Origin of the sequence: Exiguobacterium sp. SRB7LM (assembly GCF_015712685.1) — a bacterium.
Classification (GTDB): Bacteria; Bacillota; Bacilli; order Exiguobacteriales; family Exiguobacteriaceae; genus Exiguobacterium; species Exiguobacterium profundum.
Genome location: NZ_VWVR01000006.1, coordinates 219,494 through 245,616, shown reverse-complemented (window position 1 = coordinate 245,616; position 26,123 = coordinate 219,494). Strand labels below are relative to the sequence as shown.

Sequence of the window (26,123 nt, the reverse complement as noted above, 5' to 3'; positions counted from 1 at the left end):
CTTCTTAACAAATAATTTTTTTATTCCACAAACTCGAATTCGAAGTCGAGGATTGCCACGACACTACCGTCCTCGGCACCCAACTTACGAAGATCGTCATCGACGCCCATTTGACGCATTTGACGAGCAAATCGTTTGATTGACTCATCATGATCAAAGTTCGTCATCTTGAAGAGCTTCTCGATACGAGGGCCCGTGATCACGAAGCGATCGTATTCATCGATGTGGATTTGATAGCCTTTCTCTTCCTTCTCATAACGATACACGACACGAGGCGTCGCTGTCTTCTCTTCGAGCTCATCGAGTGGGAATTCTGGTGTCGTATCGACAAAGTTAGCCACTTCAATCAACAAGTTGCGAAGACCGTCTTGAGCGAGTGCTGAGATCGGGAAGACTTTGACATCGTCTCCTACCTTCTTCTTGAACTCTTCAAGATGTTCCGCTGCGTCCGGCATATCCATTTTGTTCGCCACGACGACTTGTGGACGCTCGAGGAGACGTAAGTTGTACGACTCGAGCTCACGGTTGATCGTCGTGTAGTCTTCGAACGGGTCGCGTCCTTCCATACCACTCATATCGATCATGTGAACGATAACTTTTGTCCGTTCGATATGGCGAAGGAACTGGTGACCGAGACCAACGCCTTGGCTCGCCCCTTCGATGAGACCTGGAAGGTCGGCCATGACGAAACTACGGTCGTCCGCTGTCTTGACGACACCGAGGTTCGGTGTGATCGTCGTGAAGTGGTACGCACCGATTTTCGGGCGTGCCGACGAGACGATAGAGAGAAGCGTTGACTTCCCGACAGACGGGAATCCGACGAGACCGACGTCTGCGAGGAGTTTCAACTCGAGACGCAACTCACGTTCTTGACCTGGTTCCCCGTTCTCCGCGATTTCCGGAGCCGGGTTGGCAGGCGTCGCAAAACGACAGTTCCCGCGACCACCACGACCGCCTTTGGCGATCGTCGCTTGTTGGCCGTGCTCGGTCAAGTCCGCGATGACGGTATCCGTTTCGGCATCGAACACGATCGTGCCAGGTGGGACCTTGACGATGAGCGGTTTCGCTTTACGTCCGTGCATCCCTTTTGACATCCCTTTTTCGCCATCATGGGCGATAAACTTCTTCGAATAGCGGAAATCAACGAGCGTCCGCAATCCTTCCTCTACTTCAAAGATGACGTCCCCACCGTGACCACCGTCACCACCTGCAGGACCACCGTCTGGAACGTATTTCTCACGACGGAAAGCGACCATCCCTTTTCCGCCGTCTCCAGCTTTTACAAAAATATTAACCTGATCGACAAACATTTATTTCCCCTCCTTTATGTGAAACGTAGTGGTATCTACGTTCTGTTCGTACACATCGGCTGATGCCTTCACATCGTCCGGGACAGCGCCCGTGACGCGAACCATCAGTCCGTCCGTGAACGTCACATGAATCGGCCCATCCGTGTTGTCTAACAAGCGGACAAGCATCTCTGCCACTCGCGCGTCATCGATGGCAAGTTGGTCGGTTGAAATCGTATACGTCATCCGTCCCTCCCAATTCGCTTGAATCACGACTAGGCTCGTCTGTGGCACGTTCAAACGAACGAGCGCACTCTCTTCGTCGGCCTGTTTCCGATAGCGTTCGTAAAGTTCCTCGAGCTTAGTCGGATCGAGAGCCACATAGAGCGAGATCAATTGAAGCCGATTCATCCATTCGTGACGGACGGTCGATAAGAGCTCGAGTGTCTGTTCTGAATCCATTTGATCCTCTCCTAGAAAAAAAGACTCTAACCAAATAAGTGGCTAGAGTCTTCTGCGTCGTTCAACTTACGCGACTGGGTAAACGCTCACTTGTTTCTTGTCGCGACCAAGACGCTCATAGCGTACTACGCCGTCAACTTTCGCAAACAAAGTGTCGTCGCCACCACGGCCAACGTTTTCACCTGGGTGAATCTTTGTACCGCGTTGGCGGTAAAGGATTGATCCAGCTGAAACTGTTTGTCCGTCAGCGCGTTTTGCACCGAGACGTTTCGAAATTGAGTCACGACCGTTTTTAGTCGAACCAACTCCCTTTTTCGAAGCGAAGAACTGAAGGTTCAATTGTAACATGAGGTCCACCTCCTATTGTTCAATTTGGATATATTCACCGTAGCTTTGGGCGATCGTGTCTAACTGCACGAGCATCCCTTCTAATAACAGTTGGGTGCGTTCCATATCCTGCGGTGATAAGTCAGGATACGTCTCGACATAAAAGTAACCACCCTCTGTTTGATCTGCCATTTCTACAAGAAGCGATTGACCCGCAAGCGTTTCGACGGCGTTATAGGCACCAAAGATGATGGCTGAAACACCGGCGCACACCAAGTCAGAACCAGGTTCTGCAAAATTGGCATGACCAGTCACTTCGACGGAGCGAATCGAATTCGCCTCGTCTCGTCTTACCTTGACCCGAATCATAGCTTACGCTTCGATTTTCTCGATGCGAACTTTCGTGTAAGGCTGACGGTGACCTTGCTTACGACGGTAGTTTTTCTTAGCTTTCATTTTGAAGACAGTGATCTTCTTAGCGCGGCCGTGTTTTACCACAGTACCGACAACTTTAGCGCCTTCTACGAGTGGAGCGCCGACTTTAACATCGTCACCACCAACGAAAAGAACCTCACCGAATTCTACAGTACCTTCGACATCAGCATCGAGTTTTTCGATGTAGATCTCTTGACCTGCTTCAACTTTGATTTGCTTACCACCTGTTTTGATGATTGCGTACATATACGTGCACCTCCTTGTTAAACTCAGACTCGCCATCCTGGGCAGGGCAAAAACCTTTAAAAACCCGTTCTGTGCGGTTGTAGCCATTTGGGTGCTTCCAAACGAACTAACGTTATAGATAATACCATTCTCAATTAATCATTGTCAACGACGAGATAAGAAATTCTGACATTCTTCGGACGTCCCATAAAAGACGAACTCCGGCTCCCCTTCGACGAGGTGCACCTCAATGTCAAATCCGTGCCAAGAAGCGTCATGCCACTTATTAGGGAGTGAGAGCACGACCGCTTCGTATTGATCATTCAAATCAAGGAGCGACCGTTCAAACTGTGAGAAGATGGCCAATTTTGAAGGCTTGCCGGCATGAAACATCCGGTCTTGAATCGAGCGCCCGGTCCGTTCCCGCGACAGCTCGAACAGCCCCATCCGTGTGAATCCGTACACTTCGACACGTCGTGGGTCACGCGCCCCGAGTTCTTTCATCTTTTTAAGGAGACGGGTCTGCCCTTCCTTTGAACCTCGTAAGAAATCGATGATGACCATGCCGCCGATATTTCGCAGACGCAACTGCTCCATGATCGAATAGAGCGCGGCTTCATTGATGGTATCGGCCGCACGCCCCTTGTCTTTGACGGCGACATTTTTGCCACTATTCACGTCGATGACGGTCATCGTCTCGACTTGTTCGATCAAGACGAACGCCCCACCATCCAACCAGACGGCACGACTCTCCAGTTTCTCGATGGCTCCATCGAGACGTTTCGCTTCAGGCATCCGCCCTTTTCCGATATGACGTTTCACCGGGACATCCAATCGTTCGAGTCGCGTTTGCCCTTCTTTGTCATTCAACAGCACGGACTCGACTGCATGACGTCTCACGAATTGTTCGCATAGTAGCTCGTCTTGCCCGAACCGTTGCTCGATCACTATGGTCGAACGGTTACGCAATCGATTCAGTTCTTCCTGTAACGCTTCCGGGGCCACTTGTCCGGCTTCCGTCCGAAATAAGACCCCTTCCTCTTCCGTTAAGTCGAGCGCCTTTGAGAGGCGGTCCTGCGTGACGAGGTCGAGTTTCCGGCTGAACAGTTGCCGACGTCCAAATGGGAAATACACAAGATATCGCCCACCGAACCGAATGTTCTCTGTCACTTTATGATGCTTGCCGTTGATTCCTTCTTTCGTCACTTGGACGAGTCGCTTTTCTCCGACGACTGCCGCTTGCCCGATGGCGGGCACTTCCGGATACGAGGCGAGCGCACGGAGTGTCTCTGCGATCGGGAGAAAGTATGTCGTCTCCCCATCCGTCAAAAAGGCTGCCCCGAGTGACGGGTGGATCCGTTCAATTGCGGCTTCGACGATGGTCCCGACAGACAGTTGGTCGACAAACCGTTCCTCGACTTCGAGTAATCGTTCGCCGTCCACGAGCATCGCCCGTTCGATGGAAGGTGTTCGTTCGTAGATTAGCTTCATCTGCATCACTCCTTTCGACAGAAAAAGGCAACTTCCGTTGCCTTTACGCTTTTTTCATTCCAAATTTCATCATGAGTCGTGCCCAGAAGCCGACCGGTGCCGTCTCCGTCTGAATCGACATGAGCGGGACCGATTCGCCAAGAATACGGCGCGTGATGTTCCGGTACGCCTGACCGGCATAGTTATCCGGATTCATCGTGACCGGGACACCGCGGTTCGCGGCTGCGATGACTTCCTCATCGTCGATGACGACACCGAGTAAGTCGATCGACAGGATGCGCATGATGTCATCGATGTCGAGCATGTCGCCCGATTCGACGAGATGATTCTTGACTCGGTTGACAATCAGTTTAGGCGCATCGATATGTTCCGCTTGTTCGAGCATCCCGATGATTCGGTCTGCATCTTGAACCGCCGCCTTTTCAGGTGTCGTGACGACGATCGCCTCATCCGCACCGGCAATCGCGTTCATGAACCCTTGCTCGATTCCAGCAGGACAGTCAATCAAGACGAAATCATATTCCGTCTTCAACTGGTCAACGATTTCTTTCACTTGTTCAGGATTCACTGACGTCTTGTCTTTCGACTGTGCGGCCGGGAGTAAATACATCTCCTCGAAGCGTTTATCGCGGACGAGCGCCTGATTCAACTTACATTGGCCCGTGATGACATCGACAAGGTTATAAATGCTCCGGTTGTCGAGACCGAGAATGATATCGAGGTTACGCAACCCGATATCTGTATCGACGAGACAGACCGAGTGTCCAGACAAGGCGAGCCCCGTCCCGATGTTGGCGGTCGTCGTTGTCTTGCCGACGCCCCCTTTTCCTGATGTCACGACGATGGCTCTGCCGTTTTTAACTTCTTTTTCTGTATGTACAGGCTCCACTACTTGCTCCATTCCACTCACCCTCTCTGTAATTCCATTGCATATGCGTCTTTCAGACCTGTCATGACGTGGCGGAGACGTGTCATCTCAATCCCATCACTCGTCTGATACGCACAACCCATCTCAATCTCAGGAAGTTCTTCCTCGTCATCGGCTGTGAGTACATGTTCACCGATTGCTAAAAACTTCGGATGAAGCAGGCTCGCGGTAATGACCGCTTCTTCCCATCCTTCGACACCGGCGCGCACATTTCCTCGTATCGTCCCTAAACAATAAATACTTCCTGTCGCTCGGACCTCTGACCCGGGATTGATATCCCCGATCACGAGCACCGAACCGTCAAACGTCAAGACTTGCCCACTCCGAATCGTCCCGCTGTGATAGTGGAATGTCTTTCTGCCGTACGTCGCTTTCGCTTCTTCTGTCAACATGACATCGCTCGACAAGTCTTCAATATAAAAAACGCCATGACGAGCGACGACCTCACGAATTTGACGTGACAGCTCCTCGTCAATATAACGAGTACCCGCGTGCAACTTCAGGGCAATCTTTCCGGACGGCGGCTCCATTTCTTGTAATGTCGCTTCTAAGTCCGTAAGCACCTCGTCGATGCCACTCTTCGGATTGAAGTGAATGGCAATGCCGTTGCGATGTCCTTTAATCGTAATGTGTCGTTTACGCTCCATCATGGCTACCCTCTTTTCGCAACAGGGCGTGTCGTCACATAACGCGTCATCGGATAATAAAGAACCACGATGGTGATGGCATTGACGAGCATCGTCCCTGGAATCTGTTCAACCAATAGTGTTTGAATCGTCATCAACGTCCCACCAATCGCCGCCATGATCCCGTAAATCGCAAAGGTGAAAACGAGAATCATAAACGTGAACGTAATGGTGACGGAGAAGAAGTTCTCACCTATATATTTTAACACGAAGCTGGCTAAGAGAGGAATGAGTGAAAAAGTAAATACATAGATTCCAATCAGGTCGGTGTAGACGATATCATACAGCAGTCCGAATACAAGCCCGAACCCGAGTGCCGTCTCCCATCGACCGTACAGACTGACAAACATCAACCCGATCAGCGTCAACAAAAGAAACGGCGTGGCGTAGTGCCAAGAAAAAATCGATGCCCATGTTCCTTCAATAAGAAAAAGGAGGAACAGGGCGATGAACACTTTCATGTTACTCACCCGCTGCTCCTCCTTCCTCGGGACCCGTTAAAAACGGTTCGTCTAGTGTCCGATCAATCACGTACATTTGTGAGAACTCATTGAAGTCGGCCTCCGGTTTAATCCGGGCGACTTGTGAGACGCCATATTCATCCGTCTCGATCGATTCGATCGTACCGATGACGAGTCCGGCCGGATAACGTCCACCGAGTCCAGACGTCGATACGATTTCTCCTTCTTTCAGCTTGACGCTATTCGATACTTTCGTGAAGAACAATTCATTCGTCTCCGTGTCGAATCCGTCTACCGTCCCATACGTCGGTTTGCCGTCCGCATCTTTGACCACAGCCGAGACGTTGTTCGTCCGGTTGTTGTCGCTGAGCAGTTGAACTTGCGACGTATAAGCACTCGTCTGAATGACACGACCGACCATCCCGCTCGCTGCGGTCACGGCCATGCCCTTTTCAACGCCGCGTTCTGAACCGACGTTGATGGTGACGTAGCGTTGCCAATCGTTCGGTGTCCGACCGATGACCTCCGCCGGAATGAGGTCGAAGTCACGTAACGACTCGTCTCTTGCTTCGACCATCTTTCGAAGCTCCTCATTCTCACGGCGCAAATCATCAGCTTCAACCGATACCTCGGCGTACTTCGCCAAATGTTCTTTCAGCTGGCGGTTCTCTTCGTAGATATCGCGGACATCTGAGATAGACGAGACCGTTGAGTCCATCCACCCGATTGGTACCGCGAACACTCGCTGGAACGTGCCGACCACATCACGCGTGACATCTTGGTACCAGGCTGATTCCGATCGTCCTCGAATCGAAACACCTAAAATGACGAAAAACAAGATCAGTACAATTAGCGTGATGATGAGCTTTTTATTACGTACGAATCGGCTCATCGTGTCTCACCTCTCATCGACGTGACGAGATGCCTGATTTCGAACGGAGGACGTCCATCATTTCAAGAGATTTTCCAGTCCCGACCGCTACGCAGTCGAGTGGCTCATCCGCAACGAGTGTCGGGATGTGTGTCTCGTCTGAGATCACGTCGTCCAAGTTTTTGAGGAGGGCGCCGCCGCCAGTCAAGACGATTCCGCGGTCCATAACGTCAGCCGCAAGTTCTGGAGGAGTTTGCTCAAGCGTTTGTTTGACCCCTGCTAAAATCGCTTCGACTGTATCAGAAAGAGCTTCACACACTTCTGCAGACGTGACTTCGATTTGTTTTGGAAGTCCTGTTACGAGATCGCGACCACGGATTTCCATCTTCTCCGCTTCGTTCGATGCATCGATGCGCGCCGAACCGACTTCCATTTTGAGCGTCTCAGATGTACGCTCCCCGATCATGAGGTTGTACTTGTTCTTGATGTAACGAATAATGGCATCATCCATTTCGTCACCACCGACACGAATCGATTGGCTTGTCACGATGCCGCCGAGTGAAATCACTGCGACTTCGGTCGTACCGCCACCGATATCGACGACCATCGAGCCAGTCGGTTCCCAAACTGGGAGACCTGCACCGATTGCTGCCGCGAACGGTTCTTCGATTGTGTATGCTTCACGAGCGCCCGCTTGTTTCGCAGCGTCTTCCACGGCACGTTTTTCAACAGACGTGATACCGCTTGGGACACAAATCATGACGTTCGTCTTCGATGAGAATAAACCGCCTTTTGATTTTTGAGCTTGCTCCATGAAGTATTTGATCATCGTCGCTGTCGTTTCGAAGTCAGCGATGACGCCGTCTTTCATCGGACGACGTGCAGAGACGTTCCCCGGAGTACGTCCAATCATATCTTTGGCCTGGTTCCCAACGGCCTCAATTCTACCTGTATCTGTGCGGAACGCCACGACGGACGGTTCACGAACAACAATTCCTTGACCCTTTACATAAACGAGCGTGTTAGCCGTTCCAAGGTCGATTCCGATCTCTCGGTTAAAACTACGAAACATAGGTGTTGCTCCTCTCTTCATTACACTATTTTTTATTATAACGGAAAAATCATGTTTGAAAACGTTCATTCGATTACAGGTTATTTACAATAACCGCATCTCAGTCCTGTCTCACCGTCTATTAGTTTGCCTTCTTTTCGGCAAAAAGGCAAATCAAAAAAGCAGACGCAAGTGAGCGTCTGCCTAAGGAGAGAACGGTTACAATCCCGGTTGGAGCGGAAGCAGTAACATCGCTCCGTAAAAGAATACCGAGAAAATCAACACCGGTCGAAAGAAGCGGGATGGCTTGAGTCGGGTCGCTCCTGCCAAAAAGCTCGATGTCGTCACGACGAAAAGGTAGATTCCGATGTACATGAGCAGGAGGCGGACGAGTATCGTCCAGATGCCGAGTTGATCGAGTTCATTGAAAGAGAGCACGATCATACCGAGATAAGCGATGAGCGATAGAATCCCTACGCCGACACCAACGAGCGGTGAGACGCGGTCGAGCCAGTGGTCCTGATTGAACCGCATAAATAGCGCTGTGCTCACAAATAAAAACAGGATGAACACAACGATAGAGAAGATAGTCGGTTCTAGATGTATGTAACTCACAAAAAGCGATAATCCGACCATCAGGATCCAAATTATTTTTTCCATATAGAACACCTCACCTGATATCTTACCAAAGTCCGTGATTCAATTGGAGGAAATTGTATATTTTTCATCCCACGTACCATTCCTTCAATGAATGAAGGATGGATGGTTACAATGCGACGTAATGATTAGTTTTCTTTTCAAAGAAAATTACGAAAAATTTGCGTCTGCTCATTTTGCAAGTTTACTCTTTATCCGTTTTATTCTTTCAAATACCCTCTATCAAAAATTAGGGATTCACTCATTAAGCAATTACTAAAAATCACTAAAGAATCTAAATATGAGAAATTAATCTTAAGAGGATAAAGAAAGAATGAAGTGTGAACTGCCTTATAACAATATATAGCAATCAAAAAGTAAAAATCACTTTAATGATTTATACTAGCTATAAATAATATTGTAAATGTTACGCACTTCCTCTCTTGAACTTTCATTAAATTTACCCTCACAGTTTTTTCTTGAAATCAATTTAAATTCATACATTGGTTCGAACACATTTCCCTCAATCTTATATTCTTCTTTTTGATATATACCATGAGAACCTCTTTTAAAACGTCCTAGTGCCAATAAGATCACTTTAGCTACACCAGCTTGTAACAAAAGATTTCGGGCTGTTTCGAAAGAAGTACCATTTGTTAAGAAGTCGTCAATGATACAAACAGATTTCCCCTTTAGCTTTTTTGCATAATAGGGGTTTAAAATAATTGACTCAAAATGTTTGACACAACCAACTTTTAATCGTTCTTCATGCGGTGTATAATGACTTTTATCGACTGCCTTATGTCTGATAAAAATCGGCGCATTAAGACGCTTACCAGTTAAATATCGACACCTTTCTTTCATCTCTTCAATCTCTTCATTGGTACTTCCTGTTGATGTAGGAAACACACCCCAAACATCCACGCTTCTTAATTCAGGATCTTTCATTACCCCAGAAATCAAGTGAAAGTATAAACTGTTAAAGTACTTTCTGTCTCCCTTTTTCAAGAGACTTGAGAAACCTTCTAAAATCTTCTTTTCTTCACTTGTCACTGAATAACTCTTAGTATTAGCAGAAGTTAACGCTAAAACTGTAGTTGACTGATCTAATTGTAATTTATAATACCAACTGTGTTGATTATCGATTAACCTTATGGCTTCTGTTAGTTTTTCCGGACTAGTCAAAGTTATACCATATCTTGCTGGCTTTTCGTCTTGTTTGACACTCCACCCAGGATTAATTATTAACAGTTTTTTATTCGCAGCTAAAATTAAATCTTCATTGCTACTCCCAACCAGAATCATATTTTCAACATCAGAATCATCTATCCATTCTTTCAGTCGCCCGCGATATGTACAGATTATCTCAAAATCAAAAATTTCTTTAAAAATTCTATTCGCTTCTTGTAGTGCTGAATGTTCATGAGAAATAAATACAAACTCATGATTTTCGATATGAAGAGTCTTAATCATTTTCTCAATACCATCATACATATTGAAATCTTCGTCAAAAACGGTTAATCGAGTTAACACAACAGCCTTCCCCATTTGCCACACCTCATATTATCAAAATAATTTCAAACTACTTATCCCTCTATAGATTTTTGCAAAATGACTATTGAGTATTTTTAATACACCCGACGAGTCATTATCAAAACAATATAACGGTTTACTTTGAACATAAGCAAATCGTGCTGTATGCATAGTTCCACTACTTACTCCACACTCGGCTATAAGTACTGCGTTACTGATTCCAGATATTATTCTATTTCTATTCACATAATTAGTTTTTTTATTAGGCTCATTTAAATAATATTCACTAATTAATAAACCCTTATGATCTATAATCTCAGATGCATGTTTAGTATGGGTTTTAGGAATAATTGATGTTATAGGACCGGGTAAAACCGCTATCGTCTTGCCTTTTTTTTCAAGAGTGGAAAGGTGAACTTGTACATCGGTGCCAATAGCTAAACCACTAGCCGTTACAATATTGTATTTTACCATTTCAGCGACGTACTGATTGATTTCATATAATGTTTTAGAACTTGGATTTCTAGTTCCAACAATCGAACAAACAAATTGACCTTCTAAAAGTCTCCTATTACCTTTCATGAATAAAAAGAAAGGTGGTGATGGTATTTTTTTTAGCGACTCCGGATATTCTTTTTCATAGTATAGGTAATACTCAATTCCTTCTTGTTTAAAATCTTCTAAGATAGAATTAATTTTTTCTTTACTTTCATCAATTGCTTCTGCAGAGTCTAATAATTTCATATCTTTGTCCGTAAATAATTGATATTCAAATTGAAGTTCAAAGTAATCACCATGAAGTACTTTTTTTATTATATTTTCATCTACAAATCGGTAAAGAATACTTAAAGCTGATAAAGAGAGTCCTAAATCATACAAAATGAATATTTGTTGTTTTTTCATCTTACTAACTCCTCTATATAAAAGTAATTTCAGTGATTTAGGTATTCTGAATTTAAGTTCATTCCCGAACAAACACAATAGTTTACTATAAACCTTATTTCATATTATTACTACAGCAATTAGTTTTTCAAAACTAGCATATCTGTACTAATAGTGTTGAGTAATATTTTTATAGTTACAATCGCCTATGGATAACTTGATAAGAAAGATATAGAAAGGATGACTGAAAAACCATAGGAGGTTTTATAGAAGTCCCTTTTCAATTAAATAATTGCATGTTTTTGATGATTAAAAAAAGTCAAAAGTATAAGCTAACTTCTTAATTTTTTTTACATGAGTCATATTAATTTTATCATAGATATAAAATTCTTTTTGCAGAATTTTCTGAATATAATTGATCTTTCCTCTTTTTCAGTGTAGCTCTCACTATGTGAATATAAAGTACTATTGAACTCATATTCACAGACGATTTTTTTAACTATTCATCAGTACAATTTGGCTCTTCCCTTATACAGTTCAAGAATCTAGAAGCAAAAAAATTTATAGGCGACTTTCTAAAAATAATATATTCACCAATACCTTCAAGATTTACAATAATTGAAATTTCAATCATAACTGCAATAGATACGTTGAAAACTACAAACCCAAAGTATCATATAAGACTTATCAATATCGAAAAAGCGTGATAATGTGAACGGTCTATGCCTGTATTTGATGTCTTCTAAAAATAAGGCACGATTTACAACTAACTACAAACAAAAAGCAGACATCACGATGCCTGCTCTCTACTCCTTACCCATTCATATATCCCCGCTGCTTCATGCTGACGTAATGGTCTTCCCCGATGATGACGTGATCGAGACAGGCGATGCCGACGATATTACCTGCTTCGACCAAGCGTTCGGACACCTCGATGTCTTCACGACTCGGGGTCGCGTCCCCGCTCGGATGATTGTGCACAGCGATAAAGCATGCTGCCGACAACTTGAGCGCCTCACGAAACACATCGCGTGGGTGGACGATTGACGAATTGAGCCCTCCGACGAAGAGCGTCTTCCGAGCGATCAGTTGGTTCTTCGTATTCAAATACAAACAGACGAAATGCTCCTGATTCAACAGTCTCAATTCATCCCGCAACAACTCATAGGCGTCTTGCGGCGAACGAATCGTCGGCATACTCGCTTTCGGTTCCTCGACGTATCGAATCCCGATTGTGAACGCGGCGAGGAGTTGCTCTGCCTTCTTCTTCGTCATCCCTTCGATTTTGCACAAATCGTGAACGGACGCTTGCGACAACGCCCGTAACGTCGGGTAGACGTCCGAGATACGACGAGCCGTCTCCATCGGGTCCGGTCCCCGTCCTCCGATTTGAAGCAATCTGGCGATGGCGGTCTCTACACTACGGTCAAGCACCATGGTCATTCCTTCACCTACTTTCAAGTTCACAGGAAGCGAGGCGTCACCCCATGCTGGTCGAGCGTCTTGACGAGCGGATGGATCGGCAATCCAACGACATTATAAAAATCCCCTTCGATTCTTTCGACGAAGAGACCACCCGATCCTTGAATCCCATACGCACCCGCCTTATCGTAGGGCTCTGTCGAATCCAAATAATCCGCTAGCCAGGTTTCAGGAATCTCAGCGAACGTCACACGCGTCGTCGTGACGAACAAATCTTGGGACTTACCGATGATGCTCACACCCGTCAGCACTTCATGGGTCGAACCGGATAATCGTTCAAGCATCCGTTTCGCATCCTCTCGGTCTGTCGGTTTCTCTAAAATGATGCCGTTCAAGACGACGACCGTGTCCGCGCCGATGACGATGGCATCACGGTGATGCCTTGCCACGTCCATCGCTTTCTCCCGGGCCAGACGAGCGACGTAATCACTCGGTGTCTCCCGACCGTCCGTCCCTTCCGTCACGGTAGATGGGATGACCTCATGTTTGATTCCTGCTTTCGTCAATAGCTCGGTACGTCGCGGTGACATCGAGGCGAGAATGACACGCTTCTGTGTTGAATTCATTGTATCGACTCCTTCTCTTCTTCCAAAACGGCGTTCCTTCCCGTTTCGGTCTTCACTGTTGATTGTAGGCAACGTGCCTCCTAAACACAATTACCCGCGACGAAAAACACGCCCCTTCAATTGCGAAGGGACGTGCCGACTTATGGTGTCGTATAGTCGTATACCGGGATATCCTTTTGCTCAAACGCCGGTTCCGGAATGTATCGGTCTGGAACGAGTTGGTCGAGGTCCGGACGATAGAAGGCATCAAGCTCGACTGTAAACTCGAGCGACTGCACTTCTTCGACCGTATTCGGTCCCGTCTCGGCAGGTCCGGTAAATTGAACCGTCCGTAACACGTGAATCCGATTCATCGACTCGATCGACTCCAAGAAGGAGACGAGCGCTTCATACGTCTCTGCTTGCAAGTTGACCGTTGAACGGACCGTAGAAGCGTTGACAGGTGCAACGTCCGTTGGTTCAGCCGGTTCATTCGTCGCACTCACATCAGCCGGATTGAACGGCTCGACCGTTTCCGGTACTTCTGACTCAGCCACAACGCCATCCGCAAATGCGATACTTGTCACATTTACACCCGCAAGAAGACTTGCCTGCGACAACGCCTCAACGACCGTGTCGAGGGCAGGAACTGTTGGAACCCGTGTCTGAAGCGTCTGAGAGTCCGCTACATCAACGGCTTTTCCTTCTTGGCGCAATAACTCCAGTTTTGTTTGTTCGAGCGAGAGGTCGCGTTCAAGCGCTTCGACCTCTCCTTGTTTGACGTAATACGTATAGCCAAAGTAAGCCGGTGCGATGATTGCGGCAAGGAGGCAAATCGCAAATAACGCGTAGATTGTCGAACGTTTCATTGACTCACCACCTCCTCATCCGTGTCCTCTTCCTCTGTCAACTCGTCTTCCACGTCTTGGAACATGAACGTAAACTCTCCGATATAGCGTGGAAGCGGATCTTCTTCTAATGAGTTTTCCTCTTCTTCTGCATCCACATCCGCTTTCAACTCCGTCGTCACACCGAGGAGTTTGACGTCGAGGAACCGCTCATCGGTCATGAGCGAGCGCTGGAATGCGTTCAAGTCTTCTAACGTCTCGAATTGAGTTCGGACGCTCATGATAGAGCCATCCGCGTAGTTATACGTCAAGACGTAGCCAGTAGGCGGCAACTGCTCAGTCAACGCGCGCAGTGCTGGGACCGCATCCTTTTCCATGTCGGTCAACGCCGTCACGGTTTGGTCGAGCGAGAGCACTTGTTGCGCTTTCGAATTCACTTGTTCGGTTTGGTAAATTTGAACGAGCTGTAACTCTTCTTCGATTCGCGTCTGTTCTGCTTTTAGTTGGTCGACCTCATAGTACAAGTATCCGGCCGCCCCTCCTCCGAGAAGAAGGGCGACGAGACCTGTCACGATCGGCCAACGGAGTGTCACGTCCGTCGAATTGATGAAGTTCGTGTCCCGATCGCGCTGAAGCGTCGCCATCCCAAGGAGTGGCAACATTTGATGCGATAGCGGTGTCCCGTGAGCGATGGCGAGCGGTTGCTCGACACGCGTCACCGAGACGAGGGACTCAGCCTGAATCATACGGACGAGATCATCGACTTCCGGAACAGTTCCCGAGACGTATAACTCATCGATGGCCCGACCATCCGTCCGCAGCGAGTAACGATAGAAATCGAGAAAGCGAGCGAGTTCGTTCAACCAGTCATCCAACTGATTAGCCTTCATCTCACCGGTCCCATCATATGTATAGGTCACGACACCATCTTTCGTCCCGACTTGGTACGGGAGGTCCAGTTCAATCGAGCGGATGAAACGGATCTGCCCTTCCTCAAGGACGAGCAATTGATGTGAAAACGGCGTGATATGCCAGAGTAATGTCGATTGAAGCGGATCAATCTCCGATAAACGTATGACTCCATTGGCGACCGCGACAGAACGTGGCGTGATCTTCTTCAACGCTAGACCACGCTTTTTCATGTACGCACGGAGCGACTTCGTCAATTCAATCGAAACGGCATGCAACATAACGTCCGTCTTGACCCCGTCTTCTCCTAACACTTCGTAGTCGAACGACACGTCATCGAACGGCAAGATGATCGAGCTCCCGATTTCCATGAAGAGATAGCCACGAATCTCGTCCTTCGGAATCGAAGAAGGAATCTCGACTTTCCGTGACAACACTTCGGTCTCGTCCAATGCCACGGCACACGTCATCCCGCGTCGCACCTTCAACTTGCGACAGAGTTCATCGAAAGCGAGACTGAACGCGGTCTCATCGAGAATCTTCCCTTCTCCATACGCATCTTTTGCTAACTGAACCGAGGCGCTTCGTTTGAACACCCCTTGTTTGATGACGGCCCCGTGGATGCTGAGCGCATCAAACGAAAAATACGTGACCGTCCCTTTCTCTATTCCACGACTCATGATCGTTTCCCCCTACATCAACTCAAAATACCAATCAAAAAAACTTTCACTAAACCAAAACGTCAACATCGTCCCGAGCGCAATCGACGGGACGAACGGAATCGGTTGCTTTCGCCCGATTTTTTTTGTGATCATCAAACCGATCCCGACAATCGCCCCAATCAAACTCGATAGAAACAAGGCAACTAGCACGTCACGCGGACCGAGCACAAGACCAATCATAGTAAACAATTTGACGTCCCCTGCCCCAAGTCCCCCTTTTGACACGAAAAAGACGGTCGCTAGGAGCGAAAATCCAAGCAACGCCCCCACAAGTGGCGTCCACCAAAATGCCCCTGTCAGATAGGTGAGGAGGAGTAATACCGGTGCCGTGAATTGCAAGATGACATTCGGCACGAGCATCGTCGATAAATCAGACATCGCCAAAGCTAGTAAGGTCGACAAGAAAGCGAACGCGAGAAGCATTGTCACACTAAATCCGTAGAGTGAAAAGCTATAGCCATATCCAATCGCCCCAAGTAATTCAAAGATCGGATACGTCGGCGCGATCCGCTCGCCACACCCATGACATCTGCCTCTTAGGGCGAGATAGCCGAAAATCGGGATGAGTTCCCACGGTGACAATTCGTGACCGCAAGACGGACAATGTGACCGCGGCGTCACGATCGATTGCTGACGTGGCACGCGGAGCCCGACGACGTTGGTGAACGATGTGATGACCGCCCCGAGGACGATGCTATATAGGAATCCAATCGATTCAATCAAGGAAGGATCCTCCTTTTGTCAGTATATGCCAAAAATAGAAAACCGGCTAGGCTGAGCGAGTGCCCAGCGCCAGCCGGCATAAGCAAATATTAGTTAACTGAGTCTTTCTTCAATCCACTACTTGCAACCGTGCCTGCATCCGTAGCTGCAGTTCCGATATCTTTGGCTCCATCAAGCCATACTTTATACGTATACTTATTGTCTGACCCTTTTGTGACATATACAACCCCGTTATTGTAGTTCGAACCGAACGGATCTTTCATTGTATCAATCATATTTTTAGCGTCGAGTTCACCAGTTCCTGTTGTTCCGACGAATCGAATCACCGCTCCGTTGCCTACTTCATTCGAAGCAACATACAACTTCGCCGCACTGACCATTTGCTTCGCATCGGCTACCATCGCATCTTTCTTCGAGTTCTCGATGATCCCACCAATCGCAACGACTGCGATGGCTGCGATAATTCCTAAAATAACGACGACGACGAGTAACTCGACGAGTGTGAGCCCACGCTCATCTTTTAACTGTTTGGCATCTTGCCAAATCATTTTCAACTTCTCTACCATGATTCATTCTCCCCTTTTGCGTAATGTGCTGTGTGTAAACTAGATAAATTACTTTAGACCTAAATATAAGTAGAACAATTTTACTATACCTTCTAAATATAGTATTGAAAAGGTATATTTTCAAAAGCTTACATATTGCTTTACTGATTCTGAATATCACCATAGATTTGGAACATCGGGACGACGATCGAGATGACGATGACCCCGACGACACTTGCCAATACGACGATAAGAAGCGGCTCGATAATCGACTTCAAACGGTCGGTTGTCGTCTCGACCTCCGTCTCATAAAACTCAGCGACTTCGTTCAACATCGAATCCAAATCACCGCTCTCTTCCCCGACGGCGATCATCTGAGTCATGAGTGCCGGGAAGTTCGCATTCCGCATGAGCGGCTCGTGAAGCGGGACCCCTTGCGCCATCATGTCACGTGCTTCCGTCAGTCCTTTCCGGATAACGCGGTTCGATACGATACGTTCGGTGATTTCAATCGCCGTCAAAATCGGGACGGCCGCTTGTAGAAGGACCGCTAAACTTCGCGTTAGCAATGCAATCTGAGATTTCATCACAATCGTTCCGAAAATCGGCATCTTCAATAGCAAGCCATCGATGACGAACCGTTCCCGGTCCCGCTTCAACATCCAAGTGAAGATGAGAACTCCAAGAATTGCGAGTCCGAGTAACAACCACCAGAAGGCCGCGATGAAATCGGAGACCGCGACGACAATGCGCGTGATGAGCGGAAGCTCACCGCCGAGTTGACCAAAGATGCTCGCAAACGTCGGGACAACGTTCACCATTAAAAAGGCGACAACGCCAATGGCGACGATGGAGACGACCAACGGATACGTGAGGGCAGAAATGACTTTTCGCTTCACATCATATTGTTTTTGAAGTTGGAGCCCGATTTGATCGAGCGCCTCCTCCAAGTTCCCGCTCGTCTCCCCGGCAAGTGCCATCGAACTAAAGAAGTTCGAAAAGACGCGTGGGTGCTTTTTGATCGCCTCGGAATAGGCAATCCCTTCCTTCAAATCATCCTCGACTTGACTCAGTGCTTTCTTCAATACGTTCGACTCGGTCTGTACACGTAAGATTGAAGTCGCACGAACAATCGGGACACCCGCCCGGATGAGCGTCGCGAACTGACGGACGTACATGATCAAGTGTTCGATTTTGACTCGTTCTGGCAGCAAGTTGACCTCTTTGTTCAGTCCGGTCGATTCGAGCTCGGCCAAGTCCGTTACGAGAATAGATTCTTGACGCAACTTTTCTTTCGCTTCCCGAAGCGAGACGGCCGTGACGCGACCTTTCTTACGCTTCCCGTTCAGGAGCTTTCCTTCATACTGAAATATCGCCATCACTCATCACCTCATCTCTTCTGTCGGGACGGCGTTCGGATTGATGATCCCTTGCCGAACAAGTTGTTCGATGGCAGCATCCATCGACTGCATCCCGTGCTGGCGACTCGTCTGGATGACGGTCGGCAACTGGAACTCTTTTTCATTTCGAATCAAGTTGGCAACAGCCGGATTCCCTAACATGATTTCCATGGCGGCGACGCGTCCTTTCGGCACATCAATCCTTGGAAATAACCGTTGACTCACGACACCGAGTAAGACGTTCGCGAGTTGTGTCCGGATTTGGTCCTGTTGCTCAGCTGGGAACGCGTCGATGATTCGACTCACCGTCGACATCGCACTCGATGTATGGAGCGTTGCCATGACGAGGTGCCCCGTCTCTGCGGCGGTCATCGCCGTCGAGATGGTCTCCAAATCACGCATCTCCCCGAGCAGAATGACGTCAGGGTCTTGCCGTAAGGCGGCCCTTAGACCACTCACAAATTTCATGACGTCAGAGCCGATTTCCCGTTGGTCGACAATACTTTGGTCGTGGGAATGTAAATACTCGATCGGATCTTCTAGCGTGATGATTCGTTTTCGCTGCGTCCGATTGATTTCATGAATCATTGCCGCGAGCGTCGTCGATTTCCCTGAACCCGTCGGACCCGTGACCAAGATGAGACCATGTGGTTTCTCAATCAGACGCTTCAGTACCGTCGGCAGATTGAGTTCATTCAAGGTCGGGATTTCCCCGGAAATGGACCGGAACGCGATGGCAATCGTGCCTCGTTGATAATAGGCGTTGACCCGGAAACGGGAGACACGTGGGACGCCGAACGAGAAATCAAGATCTCGTTCATGCTCGAGACGTTCGCGCATATCGTCGGTCATGATTTCTTTTAAATATCCTTCGAGATGGTGCGGCAATACCTTCTCCTCGCCCATCGTAATAAGACTCCCGTCTACTCGAATGATCGGAGGAGAACCGGCTGTCAGATGAATATCCGAGGCACGTTTCTCGACCGCATTCGTCAAGATGGTTTCAATCGATTGATTAATCATAAGCATTCTCCGTAATGACCGTTCGTAATATTTCCTCGGTCGTCGTCAAACCGGCGGCGACTTTTTCTAATCCGTCCTCAAGCAGGAATGTCGCTCCTTGTGACTTGGCATAGTCGACCATCTCAGACTCGGTAGCCTGGTTCATGATCATCCGGCGCAAGCCTTCATCAATCGGGATGACTTCGTGAATGGCGAGGCGCCCACGGTACCCTGTGAAGTTACATGACGCACAGCCTTTACCCCGAGTAATCTGGTCGATGTGAACATCTTCAGCGTCGAACAGGCTACGTTCACTCTTCGATACCGGTTCGACCTGACCACAGTCACGACAGACGCGTCGAACGAGTCGTTGTGCCACGAGTCCCGTCGTCGAAGCGGCGACGAGGAACGGCTCAACCCCCATATCGACGAGACGGGTGATGGAGCTGATTGCTGAATTCGTATGTAGCGTTGACAATACAAGGTGACCGGTGAGCGAGGCACGAATGGCAATCTCAGCCGTCTCCGTATCCCGAATCTCTCCGACCATGACGATGTTCGGGTCTTGACGTAAAATCGAACGAAGCCCTGACGCGAACGTCAAGCCGACTTTCGAGTTGACTTGAACCTGGTTGATGCCGTCAAGTTGATACTCGACCGGGTCTTCTACCGTAATAATGTTTTTCGTCTCATCATTCAGTTCTTTTAACGAAGCATACAATGTCGAGGATTTCCCTGAACCGGTCGGACCGGTAATCAAGATAATTCCATTCGGACGTTTCAGCATGTCACGGTACGCCTGTTCGTTTCGTTCGCCAAATCCGAGTTTCGTCAAATCGGTCAGCCCTTGAGATGAGTCGAGGACCCGAATAACGATTTTCTCTCCATACATCGTCGGGAGCGTCGAGACGCGGAAATCATAGGCGCGATTGCGTAGCGTATACTTAATCCGTCCATCTTGTGGCAGACGACTTTCTGTGATGTCGAGGTTACTCATGACTTTGAGACGCGTCAGCATGACGCTCTGAATCTTTTTCGGATAGACCGTCTCGGTACGCAAGTCCCCATCGATTCGAAAACGGACGTGGAGCTGCTTCTCATGTGGATCGAAATGGATGTCCGATGCACGTTGGTCGATTGCGCTTAAGAACAATTGGTTCACGAGGCGGATAATCGGTGCATCGTCTCGACTGATCGTTTCTTGTCGTTCGATTTCGGGAACATCCTCTTTCAAAATTTCGACGAGGGAATGGTCCATCTCGTAGTAACGACTGATCGTCTTTCGAATCTGCTCTCTCGTGGAGATACCGATCTCGATGTTCATCCCGGTCTGAAGACGGACGTCATCAATGGCAATGAGATCGAGTGGGTCGGCCGTCGCGACATGAAGCGTATTCCCGTTCAATTCAAATGGCATGATATCGTGCTTTTGTGCCAACGCTTTCGGTACGAGCTTCGTGACCGTCACATTGATGTCGTAGGAGTACAATTCAATGATCGGCACATGCAGCTGTTCGTGAATCATTTGAATCAACTGTGTCTCGGTAATATGGTTTAGTCGAATTAAAGCATCCCCTAGTTTTTCTCCGGGACGCTTCTGTTCAAGCGCCTCATCGAGCTGACTCGTCGTAATGAGCGCAGCCTCGATGAGCATCTCACCTAATCTTCGTTTCGTTCGTCTCACGTTACTTCACCATCCTTTGAGGAGCCTCCTCCTGCTCGGTCTTGTCGTTCCGTTCTTCGACAAAGACGCTCGCAGCCACCCCTCCAATCAATGCAACGATAAGAATCACCCATGCCCACCATGTTTGAACGAGTGATTCTTCTACCATCAAATAGACGCCACCAGACAGAAGGGCAGTCCACAAGCTGATGACAAGCTTCGTTTCACGTTTTCTCGTCATCGGAACGGATAAAGCGAACAGCGTCAATGTGGCGAGTACCCAAAAGCCGAGTAAAATCAAATAGCCGATCATCCGACTGCCCCCTCTTCTGCAGGTTCTTCTAATACGGGCGGTTCTGCCTCAAACGGGTCGTCGTTCGAATCATTCGGGAACGGGTCTTCTTCCTCGTCCTCATCCGGGAATGTCGGGATGACCGGTTCGACTGGATCCGGTGGCGGAAGCGGAACGGAACTCTTCGTCACGATTTCCGGTGTCGGTGCATAAAAATCAAACCCGAGTAATTCCAACGTCTCCCCTTCTTCAGTCACAGTGACCCGGTAGAGCTTACCTGACTGTCCATCTTGACCTGACTGGGTGATCGATGAACTGCCTGACGGGAGCGAAGATGAGAAGCGAACGACTTTTTGATGCGGTACCGTCTTCACTTCTTCAACTCTCGCTTCGAAAGCGGCGTCAAAAGGTTGACCGAGCAATTGAACCGTCACAGAACCCCCTTCATTCAAAACGAGGATGGCATATGATGTGTCTTCTCGGTTTTGAACAGCAAAGTTCGAGCGCTCATCTACTTTCGTGTCATAGCCTAGCTCCACCCCAGAAGGAAGTGTTTCGTGAGGCACACGTTCGAGAATGGGGAACGGTGTCGCCGCAAATAGGCGATAGAATGAAGACCCTAGTGTCGTGAGCGCTTCGTAATCTTCTCCGAACGATTTGAGACTAAAGATGTCTCCCGCTGCCATCTCGAATCCGTTCATTCGATCAAGGGCTGACTGCATAGCCGGTGTCGGGCTCACAGTGAACGAGGCGACGACTTCATTTTCTGCCGCGACTTGCTCTAATGTCACAGATGACTCCAACATCGATGCGGCATCCATCAACGCCGGGGCAATCATCGTCAGCGTGACGGGTTGACCTTCGAGATAAGGCTCGACTTTCGTTTCATCTACGGATGTCAACAGCGGATAGGCACCTGTATCTTTAATGGAGTCTAACGTATTCGATACATCGAACGTCACGACATCTTTTCCAATCTCCATGATCGTCCCATCCATCAAATTGATTGAAAAGGGTGTCGTATTAAAATCTTTAATCGCATTATCGAGACGAACGTCCGCTTCTTCTTTCGTCATCCCTGATACGTCGACACCTGCGACCGTCGTATCTTTTTTATATGTAGCACTCGACTCAGCAGACGCATCTAAGTAATTGACGAGTCCAATCGTCGGTAATGTCACGAGTACGACGAGTCCAATCAAAATGATAAGATGCATCCCATACCGCTTCATGTAAAATCCCCCCGTGTCTAATCCGACTTCTATTCTATATATCCGTTCAGCGTATAACTTTAGTATAATATGTATTGTACAAAAAATAACATTTAATTCAGTATTGCATACGTTATTTTCCGATTGTTTTACTTTTTTTGAATAGGAGGTCAATGTCTTGTCGCATTCCGAAAAAGGTTTTACGCTCGTCGAAGTGCTCGTCTCCATCGTTGTTCTTTCAATTGTCTCATTTTCTTTACTTTCGATTTTCAGCCAAAGTTTGAAGACGACACACGACAGCCTCAATCAAACGATTGCGAACCAAGTGGCGCAAAACACGTTACATACTTTAAATCGACGGGCCGCGTCCGTTGATGAACCGCTCGAACTGCGTCAATTGTTGAATCGGGACGGGATCAGCTCGACGTGCGACTTCTGCGAAGATACCCGAATCCATGGGGATACGTATATCGCAACCATTCAATCGCTGTCAACTTCACCCGGACATACAATTGAAGTTGAAATTTCGGTGACGACCGACCGTTTGCAAACGCCCGTCACCTTGAAAGGAGTCATTTCGAATGCGACATTGCGCGAACCGTTCCCTGAAACGGCTGTCCCGACAACTGACTGAGATGGAGAAACGTGAAGACGGCTTCACGCTCGTCGAGTTGCTCGTCACAGTCGTCGTCGCTTCGATTTTAAGTGGCGTCATCATTACGGCCTTTATCACTGGAACGCTCGGTTTTCAAATGACGAACGAGACGAGTGACCTTCGAAGCGAGGCCGACTATTTGATTGCCTCCGTGCTCTCTGACGTGAACCGGACCGAATTCGACGCCGTGACGGAAGTGGACGGCTCGTTTCAATTTTATCGTTTGTCCGCTCCAGACATATCGGAAGCCGGAATGATTTACCGGGAGGCGGGATACGTCCCGACCGACTTGGTTCTCTCAGAGGATTCGTTTACGCCTTCTAATCCACAAATCACAGTCGAACGGATGACCATCCAGTTAAAAGATCCCGTGTTCGATCCGAGACGCCCGACTTACATGACCGGTGGACTCATCGAAATCGAGATGGATTTGACTCAATCAAACGATCCCGATTCTGTTACGACATTTGAAAGCTCCATCCCATTTTAAGAAAGGAGGCATCCTGATGCGAAAACGTGAAGACGGATATGTCCTCGTGCTTGTTCTCGTGACGATGGCGGCTCTCGCCGTCCTCTCGCTCGCCGCCATGCAAGTCAACTTGGCGTCGAATAAATTGACGGTCATCCGTACGGAAGATACTCAACTGAATGAAGATGCGAAAAGTGCACTTCGCCTCATCGCTGACCAAGTTCGGACCCAGTTCCCGCTTCACGGAGAAGCGGAAGTCCCGACTCATATGGAATCGGAAGCGGCATTCCAAAGCAAGGTTCAGTCGCTCATCGTCAGTGACGAACCGTTCACGGCATTGACGACGGATAGTGAGGTCCGCTATTCCATCGAGCTGAAGAAAGATGCTACGGATACCGCCATTCAGACGGCGCCGTTCACGACGATTCTCCAAGTGAACGTCACGGCATCGCGACAAGTGAATCCTGAACAACCGATGCTTACCGTTGAATACACGCAAGACTTATACTTGACGGCTCTCCCGTCCTTTTTATACTACGTCCTCGGGTCCGACCAAAAGTTGGACGTGAACGGCATGCCGACGATTCAAGGAAATATCTATTCAGGTGGTCCCCTCGCTTTCATGCGTCAAGCGAACTTCCAATTGGATGGTGTGGCGAAGCAGATTGAAAATGTCGATTCTAGTCGTCTTCACCTGAATGGCCGAATCGATTTAGTCGAATTGAGCGATTGCTTGAGTTGCCAGCAAGAGAACTACTTCACGGTAGGTACGGAACAAGCTAGCGAAAAGGCGGACGCCGGGGTGTCCCCGAGTCGCTTCTCTCCATTCCAATACGACTACTCAATCATCGAATTTTTAAATCGACGACTCGCAACACCGCTCGCCTACACCAACAATGTCGACTCAAAAATCTTTGGAGAAGGTCTGATTCGCTCGACCGATCAAGTATTCGAACTCGAAAGGGTTTTATCGGAAGATGGGACCTCGATTATCGAACGCCCGACTTCTTACTTACTGGCGGATGCTTATAACGCACTCACCGATCCGACCATCGTGACATTACCGGATGCCATTTCCGACCGTGCCATGTATGTCACGGAATCCATCACCGAGTCGAATGCCCCGCTCCTTTTCGACGGGGACGTCGTCATTGAATCCCTTGAGAAGCTGACGATTGCACGGCCCCTGATCGTACGTGGTGACTTGACCATTAAAGGGAACGTCTCCTTCAGTTCGACGGTCTACACGCTCGGCGATACGTTCATTGACCGTGCCAATATTCTTCCGATTGATGCAGAGAAAGGGAACTCGCTCATCCTGTTATCTAAAGGAAAGATTCTGTTGAACCGAATCAACGAGTTTGACGACACACCGACGACGCTCCAGGCATTCATGTATAGTGACTCGAACGAACCGACCTATGTGTATGCGGTCGGATCCATTCTCGAAGTCAACGGAGGTCTGTATAGTAAGGGACCACTCGAAGTGAACGTCTTTAGAGGGGAATTTACTGGGGGCAACGGCTTCAGTCCAGCTGAGAACTTCGACCGTCAAGTTCCAGCTCACGAGGCCGAAAAGTCTCGATTGAAACTGACGTATAACGATTCCGTGTTCAATCAATTGGAAACACTCCCTGTCACGAATCAACTTCAATTCTTCGTCAGTCACCCCGTTCAATTGAAATGAATTCAAAAAATCGGCTTCTTCTCAATCAGAGAAGAAGCCGATTTTTTAGTTCCTCATCTTTAGAATGAGGTCCGAGTTGTAGTCTTTGGCCGTCTGTTCCATTTCCTTCGTCCATTGCGCGCCGTTGTCGAGAAGCAGTTGCGTCAACTCGACTTGATTGTGACGAACAGGCTGCAATAACACCGATTCGGCATCTTGAATCGCATAGCCTTGCCCGAGTAGTTCTTTGACCGCATCGAGATTCAACGAGTCGACCGCAATCCCAAGGAGTCGTTCGTCTTCAACGTAACGCATCGCCAGCTTCCATTGATCCGGACTGCCGTTCGCACTGAATAATGGTGTGATGACGGGCATCCCTTCCACTTCTTCAAATGGGTCAAGTCCTTGTTCGAAGTATGCTTCAATCACGTCTAGAGGTGCGAGCGTCACTGCCGTGGCGAATTGCTCGGCTGTCGGCACAACTTTTTTGTCTTCTAGAACAAGTCGGACGGCCTCCCATTCTTCCTTTGCCTGTAAATCTGTCAATTCTTCTTCTGTCACCGAAGAGCGTTGACTCACTTCTTTTACTAAATCGTCACCGGATAACTGCGAGAGCTCGGGTTGGGATTGACTCCAGTACAGGAGCCCTCCCAATCCGATGACGAGAATCAATCCGGTGATGCCAATCATCATTCGCTTGCGATTCATCATTCG

29 protein-coding genes and 1 other annotated feature are annotated in these 26,123 nt (G+C 48.2%); of the genes, 3 read left to right on the top strand and 26 right to left on the bottom strand.

Annotated features, from left to right (window positions below):
• Nucleotides 1–20 precede the first annotated feature (20 nt).
• The 25 genes from obgE to F3H97_RS01935 form a co-directional block, all read right to left on the bottom strand.
• Nucleotides 21–1,310 carry a GTPase ObgE gene (gene obgE / locus F3H97_RS02055; RefSeq protein ID WP_196430435.1) on the bottom strand — a complete coding sequence of 430 codons (1,290 nt, stop codon included), beginning with the start codon at nt 1,308–1,310 and terminating at the stop codon, nt 21–23.
• Complete coding sequence (locus F3H97_RS02050) at nt 1,311–1,751, bottom strand: Spo0B domain-containing protein (RefSeq protein WP_074037487.1); 441 nt, start codon at nt 1,749–1,751, stop codon at nt 1,311–1,313.
• A gap of 66 nt (nt 1,752–1,817) precedes the next feature.
• Entirely contained in the window at nt 1,818–2,099 is a 282-nt protein-coding gene (rpmA, locus tag F3H97_RS02045; protein WP_015881155.1) for a 50S ribosomal protein L27, read from the bottom strand.
• A gap of 12 nt (nt 2,100–2,111) precedes the next feature.
• Nucleotides 2,112–2,447: a ribosomal-processing cysteine protease Prp gene (locus F3H97_RS02040; protein ID WP_078146561.1), complete on the bottom strand. Its 336-nt coding sequence runs from the start codon at nt 2,445–2,447 to the stop codon at nt 2,112–2,114.
• Nucleotides 2,448–2,450: 3 nt separating this feature from the next.
• The gene (rplU, locus tag F3H97_RS02035) at nt 2,451–2,759 is read right to left on the bottom strand and encodes a 50S ribosomal protein L21 (protein WP_015881153.1); all 309 of its coding nucleotides are present in this window, start codon (nt 2,757–2,759) and stop codon (nt 2,451–2,453) included.
• 15 nt (nt 2,760–2,774) lie between these two features.
• Nucleotides 2,775–2,848, bottom strand: a sequence feature (ribosomal protein L21 leader region).
• 55 nt (nt 2,849–2,903) lie between these two features.
• On the bottom strand, nt 2,904–4,229 hold the full coding sequence (locus F3H97_RS02030) for a ribonuclease E/G (RefSeq protein WP_159561990.1): 1,326 nt from the start codon (nt 4,227–4,229) through the stop codon (nt 2,904–2,906).
• A gap of 43 nt (nt 4,230–4,272) precedes the next feature.
• On the bottom strand, nt 4,273–5,130 hold the full coding sequence (minD, locus tag F3H97_RS02025; protein WP_015881151.1) for a septum site-determining protein MinD: 858 nt from the start codon (nt 5,128–5,130) through the stop codon (nt 4,273–4,275).
• A gap of 5 nt (nt 5,131–5,135) precedes the next feature.
• Nucleotides 5,136–5,804 carry a septum site-determining protein MinC gene (locus F3H97_RS02020; protein ID WP_230872790.1) on the bottom strand — a complete coding sequence of 223 codons (669 nt, stop codon included), beginning with the start codon at nt 5,802–5,804 and terminating at the stop codon, nt 5,136–5,138.
• A gap of 5 nt (nt 5,805–5,809) precedes the next feature.
• Nucleotides 5,810–6,304: a rod shape-determining protein MreD gene (mreD, locus tag F3H97_RS02015; RefSeq protein WP_196431828.1), complete on the bottom strand. Its 495-nt coding sequence runs from the start codon at nt 6,302–6,304 to the stop codon at nt 5,810–5,812.
• A 1-nt stretch (nt 6,305) separates the two neighbouring features.
• Nucleotides 6,306–7,196: a rod shape-determining protein MreC gene (gene mreC / locus F3H97_RS02010; RefSeq protein WP_047795500.1), complete on the bottom strand. Its 891-nt coding sequence runs from the start codon at nt 7,194–7,196 to the stop codon at nt 6,306–6,308.
• A 13-nt stretch (nt 7,197–7,209) separates the two neighbouring features.
• Nucleotides 7,210–8,247: a rod shape-determining protein gene (locus tag F3H97_RS02005; protein ID WP_074037493.1), complete on the bottom strand. Its 1,038-nt coding sequence runs from the start codon at nt 8,245–8,247 to the stop codon at nt 7,210–7,212.
• A gap of 198 nt (nt 8,248–8,445) precedes the next feature.
• Entirely contained in the window at nt 8,446–8,886 is a 441-nt protein-coding gene (locus tag F3H97_RS02000) for a hypothetical protein (protein WP_196430434.1), read from the bottom strand.
• A gap of 378 nt (nt 8,887–9,264) precedes the next feature.
• Nucleotides 9,265–10,410, bottom strand: coding sequence for a phosphoribosyltransferase (locus F3H97_RS01995; protein ID WP_196430433.1), 1,146 nt, complete (start codon nt 10,408–10,410; stop codon nt 9,265–9,267).
• A gap of 18 nt (nt 10,411–10,428) precedes the next feature.
• Nucleotides 10,429–11,298, bottom strand: coding sequence for a DNA-processing protein DprA (locus F3H97_RS01990; protein WP_196430432.1), 870 nt, complete (start codon nt 11,296–11,298; stop codon nt 10,429–10,431).
• 792 nt (nt 11,299–12,090) lie between these two features.
• Nucleotides 12,091–12,720, bottom strand: coding sequence for a RadC family protein (gene radC, locus F3H97_RS01985; RefSeq protein WP_015881143.1), 630 nt, complete (start codon nt 12,718–12,720; stop codon nt 12,091–12,093).
• A 20-nt stretch (nt 12,721–12,740) separates the two neighbouring features.
• On the bottom strand, nt 12,741–13,325 hold the full coding sequence (locus F3H97_RS01980) for a Maf family protein (protein WP_196430431.1): 585 nt from the start codon (nt 13,323–13,325) through the stop codon (nt 12,741–12,743).
• Between the two features lie 140 nt (nt 13,326–13,465).
• Nucleotides 13,466–14,173: a hypothetical protein gene (locus tag F3H97_RS01975; RefSeq protein WP_074037502.1), complete on the bottom strand. Its 708-nt coding sequence runs from the start codon at nt 14,171–14,173 to the stop codon at nt 13,466–13,468.
• The gene (gene pilM / locus F3H97_RS01970; RefSeq protein WP_159561982.1) at nt 14,170–15,741 is read right to left on the bottom strand and encodes a pilus assembly protein PilM; all 1,572 of its coding nucleotides are present in this window, start codon (nt 15,739–15,741) and stop codon (nt 14,170–14,172) included. The genes F3H97_RS01975 and pilM overlap by 4 nt, the downstream gene beginning before the upstream one ends.
• 12 nt (nt 15,742–15,753) lie before the next feature.
• Nucleotides 15,754–16,506, bottom strand: a complete 753-nt coding sequence (locus tag F3H97_RS01965) for a prepilin peptidase (protein WP_196430430.1) — start codon at nt 16,504–16,506, stop codon at nt 15,754–15,756.
• 89 nt (nt 16,507–16,595) lie between these two features.
• Nucleotides 16,596–17,072: a prepilin-type N-terminal cleavage/methylation domain-containing protein gene (locus F3H97_RS01960; RefSeq protein WP_196430429.1), complete on the bottom strand. Its 477-nt coding sequence runs from the start codon at nt 17,070–17,072 to the stop codon at nt 16,596–16,598.
• Nucleotides 17,073–17,212: 140 nt separating this feature from the next.
• Nucleotides 17,213–18,430: a type II secretion system F family protein gene (locus F3H97_RS01955; RefSeq protein ID WP_196430428.1), complete on the bottom strand. Its 1,218-nt coding sequence runs from the start codon at nt 18,428–18,430 to the stop codon at nt 17,213–17,215.
• 6 nt (nt 18,431–18,436) lie between these two features.
• Complete coding sequence (locus tag F3H97_RS01950) at nt 18,437–19,474, bottom strand: type IV pilus twitching motility protein PilT (protein WP_031421415.1); 1,038 nt, start codon at nt 19,472–19,474, stop codon at nt 18,437–18,439.
• Nucleotides 19,467–21,137 (bottom strand): GspE/PulE family protein, encoded by a 1,671-nt coding sequence (locus F3H97_RS01945; RefSeq protein ID WP_196430427.1) that lies wholly within the window; start codon nt 21,135–21,137, stop codon nt 19,467–19,469. The genes F3H97_RS01950 and F3H97_RS01945 overlap by 8 nt, the downstream gene beginning before the upstream one ends.
• A 1-nt stretch (nt 21,138) precedes the next feature.
• Complete coding sequence (locus F3H97_RS01940; protein ID WP_047795511.1) at nt 21,139–21,429, bottom strand: hypothetical protein; 291 nt, start codon at nt 21,427–21,429, stop codon at nt 21,139–21,141.
• A complete protein-coding gene (locus tag F3H97_RS01935) occupies nt 21,426–22,640 on the bottom strand; it encodes a G5 domain-containing protein (protein ID WP_196430426.1) in 1,215 nt (404 codons plus the stop codon). Before F3H97_RS01935 ends, F3H97_RS01940 begins: the two co-directional genes overlap by 4 nt.
• 157 nt (nt 22,641–22,797) lie before the next feature.
• On the opposite strand from F3H97_RS01935, the gene F3H97_RS01930 reads away from it, so the two are divergent.
• Genes F3H97_RS01930 through F3H97_RS01920 form a run of 3 tightly spaced genes read left to right on the top strand, consistent with a single transcriptional unit; the run spans nt 22,798 to nt 25,430 of the window.
• Nucleotides 22,798–23,253, top strand: coding sequence for a type IV pilus modification PilV family protein (locus tag F3H97_RS01930; RefSeq protein ID WP_047795513.1), 456 nt, complete (start codon nt 22,798–22,800; stop codon nt 23,251–23,253).
• Nucleotides 23,201–23,764: a prepilin-type N-terminal cleavage/methylation domain-containing protein gene (locus F3H97_RS01925; RefSeq protein ID WP_230872789.1), complete on the top strand. Its 564-nt coding sequence runs from the start codon at nt 23,201–23,203 to the stop codon at nt 23,762–23,764. Before F3H97_RS01930 ends, F3H97_RS01925 begins: the two co-directional genes overlap by 53 nt.
• Before the next feature lie 16 nt (nt 23,765–23,780).
• The gene (locus F3H97_RS01920; RefSeq protein ID WP_196430425.1) at nt 23,781–25,430 is read left to right on the top strand and encodes a hypothetical protein; all 1,650 of its coding nucleotides are present in this window, start codon (nt 23,781–23,783) and stop codon (nt 25,428–25,430) included.
• Between the two features lie 45 nt (nt 25,431–25,475).
• Here F3H97_RS01920 and F3H97_RS01915 read toward each other — a convergent pair whose 3' ends face one another.
• Nucleotides 25,476–26,120, bottom strand: coding sequence for a hypothetical protein (locus F3H97_RS01915; RefSeq protein WP_196430424.1), 645 nt, complete (start codon nt 26,118–26,120; stop codon nt 25,476–25,478).
• Between the last annotated feature and the right edge of the window lie 3 nt (nt 26,121–26,123).

Coding starts and splice junctions, on each gene's coding strand:
- F3H97_RS02020 (WP_230872790.1), bottom strand. CDS start 5,804: ATGGAGCGTAAACGACACATTACGATTAAAGGACATCGCAACGGCATT.
- F3H97_RS01950 (WP_031421415.1), bottom strand. CDS start 19,474: ATGATTAATCAATCGATTGAAACCATCTTGACGAATGCGGTCGAGAAA.
- rpmA (WP_015881155.1), bottom strand. CDS start 2,099: ATGTTACAATTGAACCTTCAGTTCTTCGCTTCGAAAAAGGGAGTTGGT.
- F3H97_RS01975 (WP_074037502.1), bottom strand. CDS start 14,173: ATGAAACGTTCGACAATCTACGCGTTATTTGCGATTTGCCTCCTTGCC.
- minD (WP_015881151.1), bottom strand. CDS start 5,130: ATGGAGCAAGTAGTGGAGCCTGTACATACAGAAAAAGAAGTTAAAAAC.
- F3H97_RS01935 (WP_196430426.1), bottom strand. CDS start 22,640: ATGAAGCGGTATGGGATGCATCTTATCATTTTGATTGGACTCGTCGTA.
- F3H97_RS02040 (WP_078146561.1), bottom strand. CDS start 2,447: ATGATTCGGGTCAAGGTAAGACGAGACGAGGCGAATTCGATTCGCTCC.
- F3H97_RS02000 (WP_196430434.1), bottom strand. CDS start 8,886: ATGGAAAAAATAATTTGGATCCTGATGGTCGGATTATCGCTTTTTGTG.
- F3H97_RS02030 (WP_159561990.1), bottom strand. CDS start 4,229: ATGAAGCTAATCTACGAACGAACACCTTCCATCGAACGGGCGATGCTC.
- F3H97_RS01995 (WP_196430433.1), bottom strand. CDS start 10,410: ATGGGGAAGGCTGTTGTGTTAACTCGATTAACCGTTTTTGACGAAGAT.
- F3H97_RS01955 (WP_196430428.1), bottom strand. CDS start 18,430: ATGGCGATATTTCAGTATGAAGGAAAGCTCCTGAACGGGAAGCGTAAG.
- F3H97_RS01920 (WP_196430425.1), top strand. CDS start 23,781: ATGCGAAAACGTGAAGACGGATATGTCCTCGTGCTTGTTCTCGTGACG.
- F3H97_RS01915 (WP_196430424.1), bottom strand. CDS start 26,120: ATGATGAATCGCAAGCGAATGATGATTGGCATCACCGGATTGATTCTC.
- mreC (WP_047795500.1), bottom strand. CDS start 7,196: ATGAGCCGATTCGTACGTAATAAAAAGCTCATCATCACGCTAATTGTA.
- F3H97_RS02050 (WP_074037487.1), bottom strand. CDS start 1,751: ATGGATTCAGAACAGACACTCGAGCTCTTATCGACCGTCCGTCACGAA.
- F3H97_RS01990 (WP_196430432.1), bottom strand. CDS start 11,298: ATGAAAAAACAACAAATATTCATTTTGTATGATTTAGGACTCTCTTTA.
- F3H97_RS01925 (WP_230872789.1), top strand. CDS start 23,201: ATGCGACATTGCGCGAACCGTTCCCTGAAACGGCTGTCCCGACAACTG.
- pilM (WP_159561982.1), bottom strand. CDS start 15,741: ATGAGTCGTGGAATAGAGAAAGGGACGGTCACGTATTTTTCGTTTGAT.
- mreD (WP_196431828.1), bottom strand. CDS start 6,304: ATGAAAGTGTTCATCGCCCTGTTCCTCCTTTTTCTTATTGAAGGAACA.
- F3H97_RS01960 (WP_196430429.1), bottom strand. CDS start 17,072: ATGGTAGAGAAGTTGAAAATGATTTGGCAAGATGCCAAACAGTTAAAA.
- rplU (WP_015881153.1), bottom strand. CDS start 2,759: ATGTACGCAATCATCAAAACAGGTGGTAAGCAAATCAAAGTTGAAGCA.
- radC (WP_015881143.1), bottom strand. CDS start 12,720: ATGACCATGGTGCTTGACCGTAGTGTAGAGACCGCCATCGCCAGATTG.
- F3H97_RS01980 (WP_196430431.1), bottom strand. CDS start 13,325: ATGAATTCAACACAGAAGCGTGTCATTCTCGCCTCGATGTCACCGCGA.
- F3H97_RS02005 (WP_074037493.1), bottom strand. CDS start 8,247: ATGTTTCGTAGTTTTAACCGAGAGATCGGAATCGACCTTGGAACGGCT.
- obgE (WP_196430435.1), bottom strand. CDS start 1,310: ATGTTTGTCGATCAGGTTAATATTTTTGTAAAAGCTGGAGACGGCGGA.
- F3H97_RS01940 (WP_047795511.1), bottom strand. CDS start 21,429: ATGATCGGCTATTTGATTTTACTCGGCTTTTGGGTACTCGCCACATTG.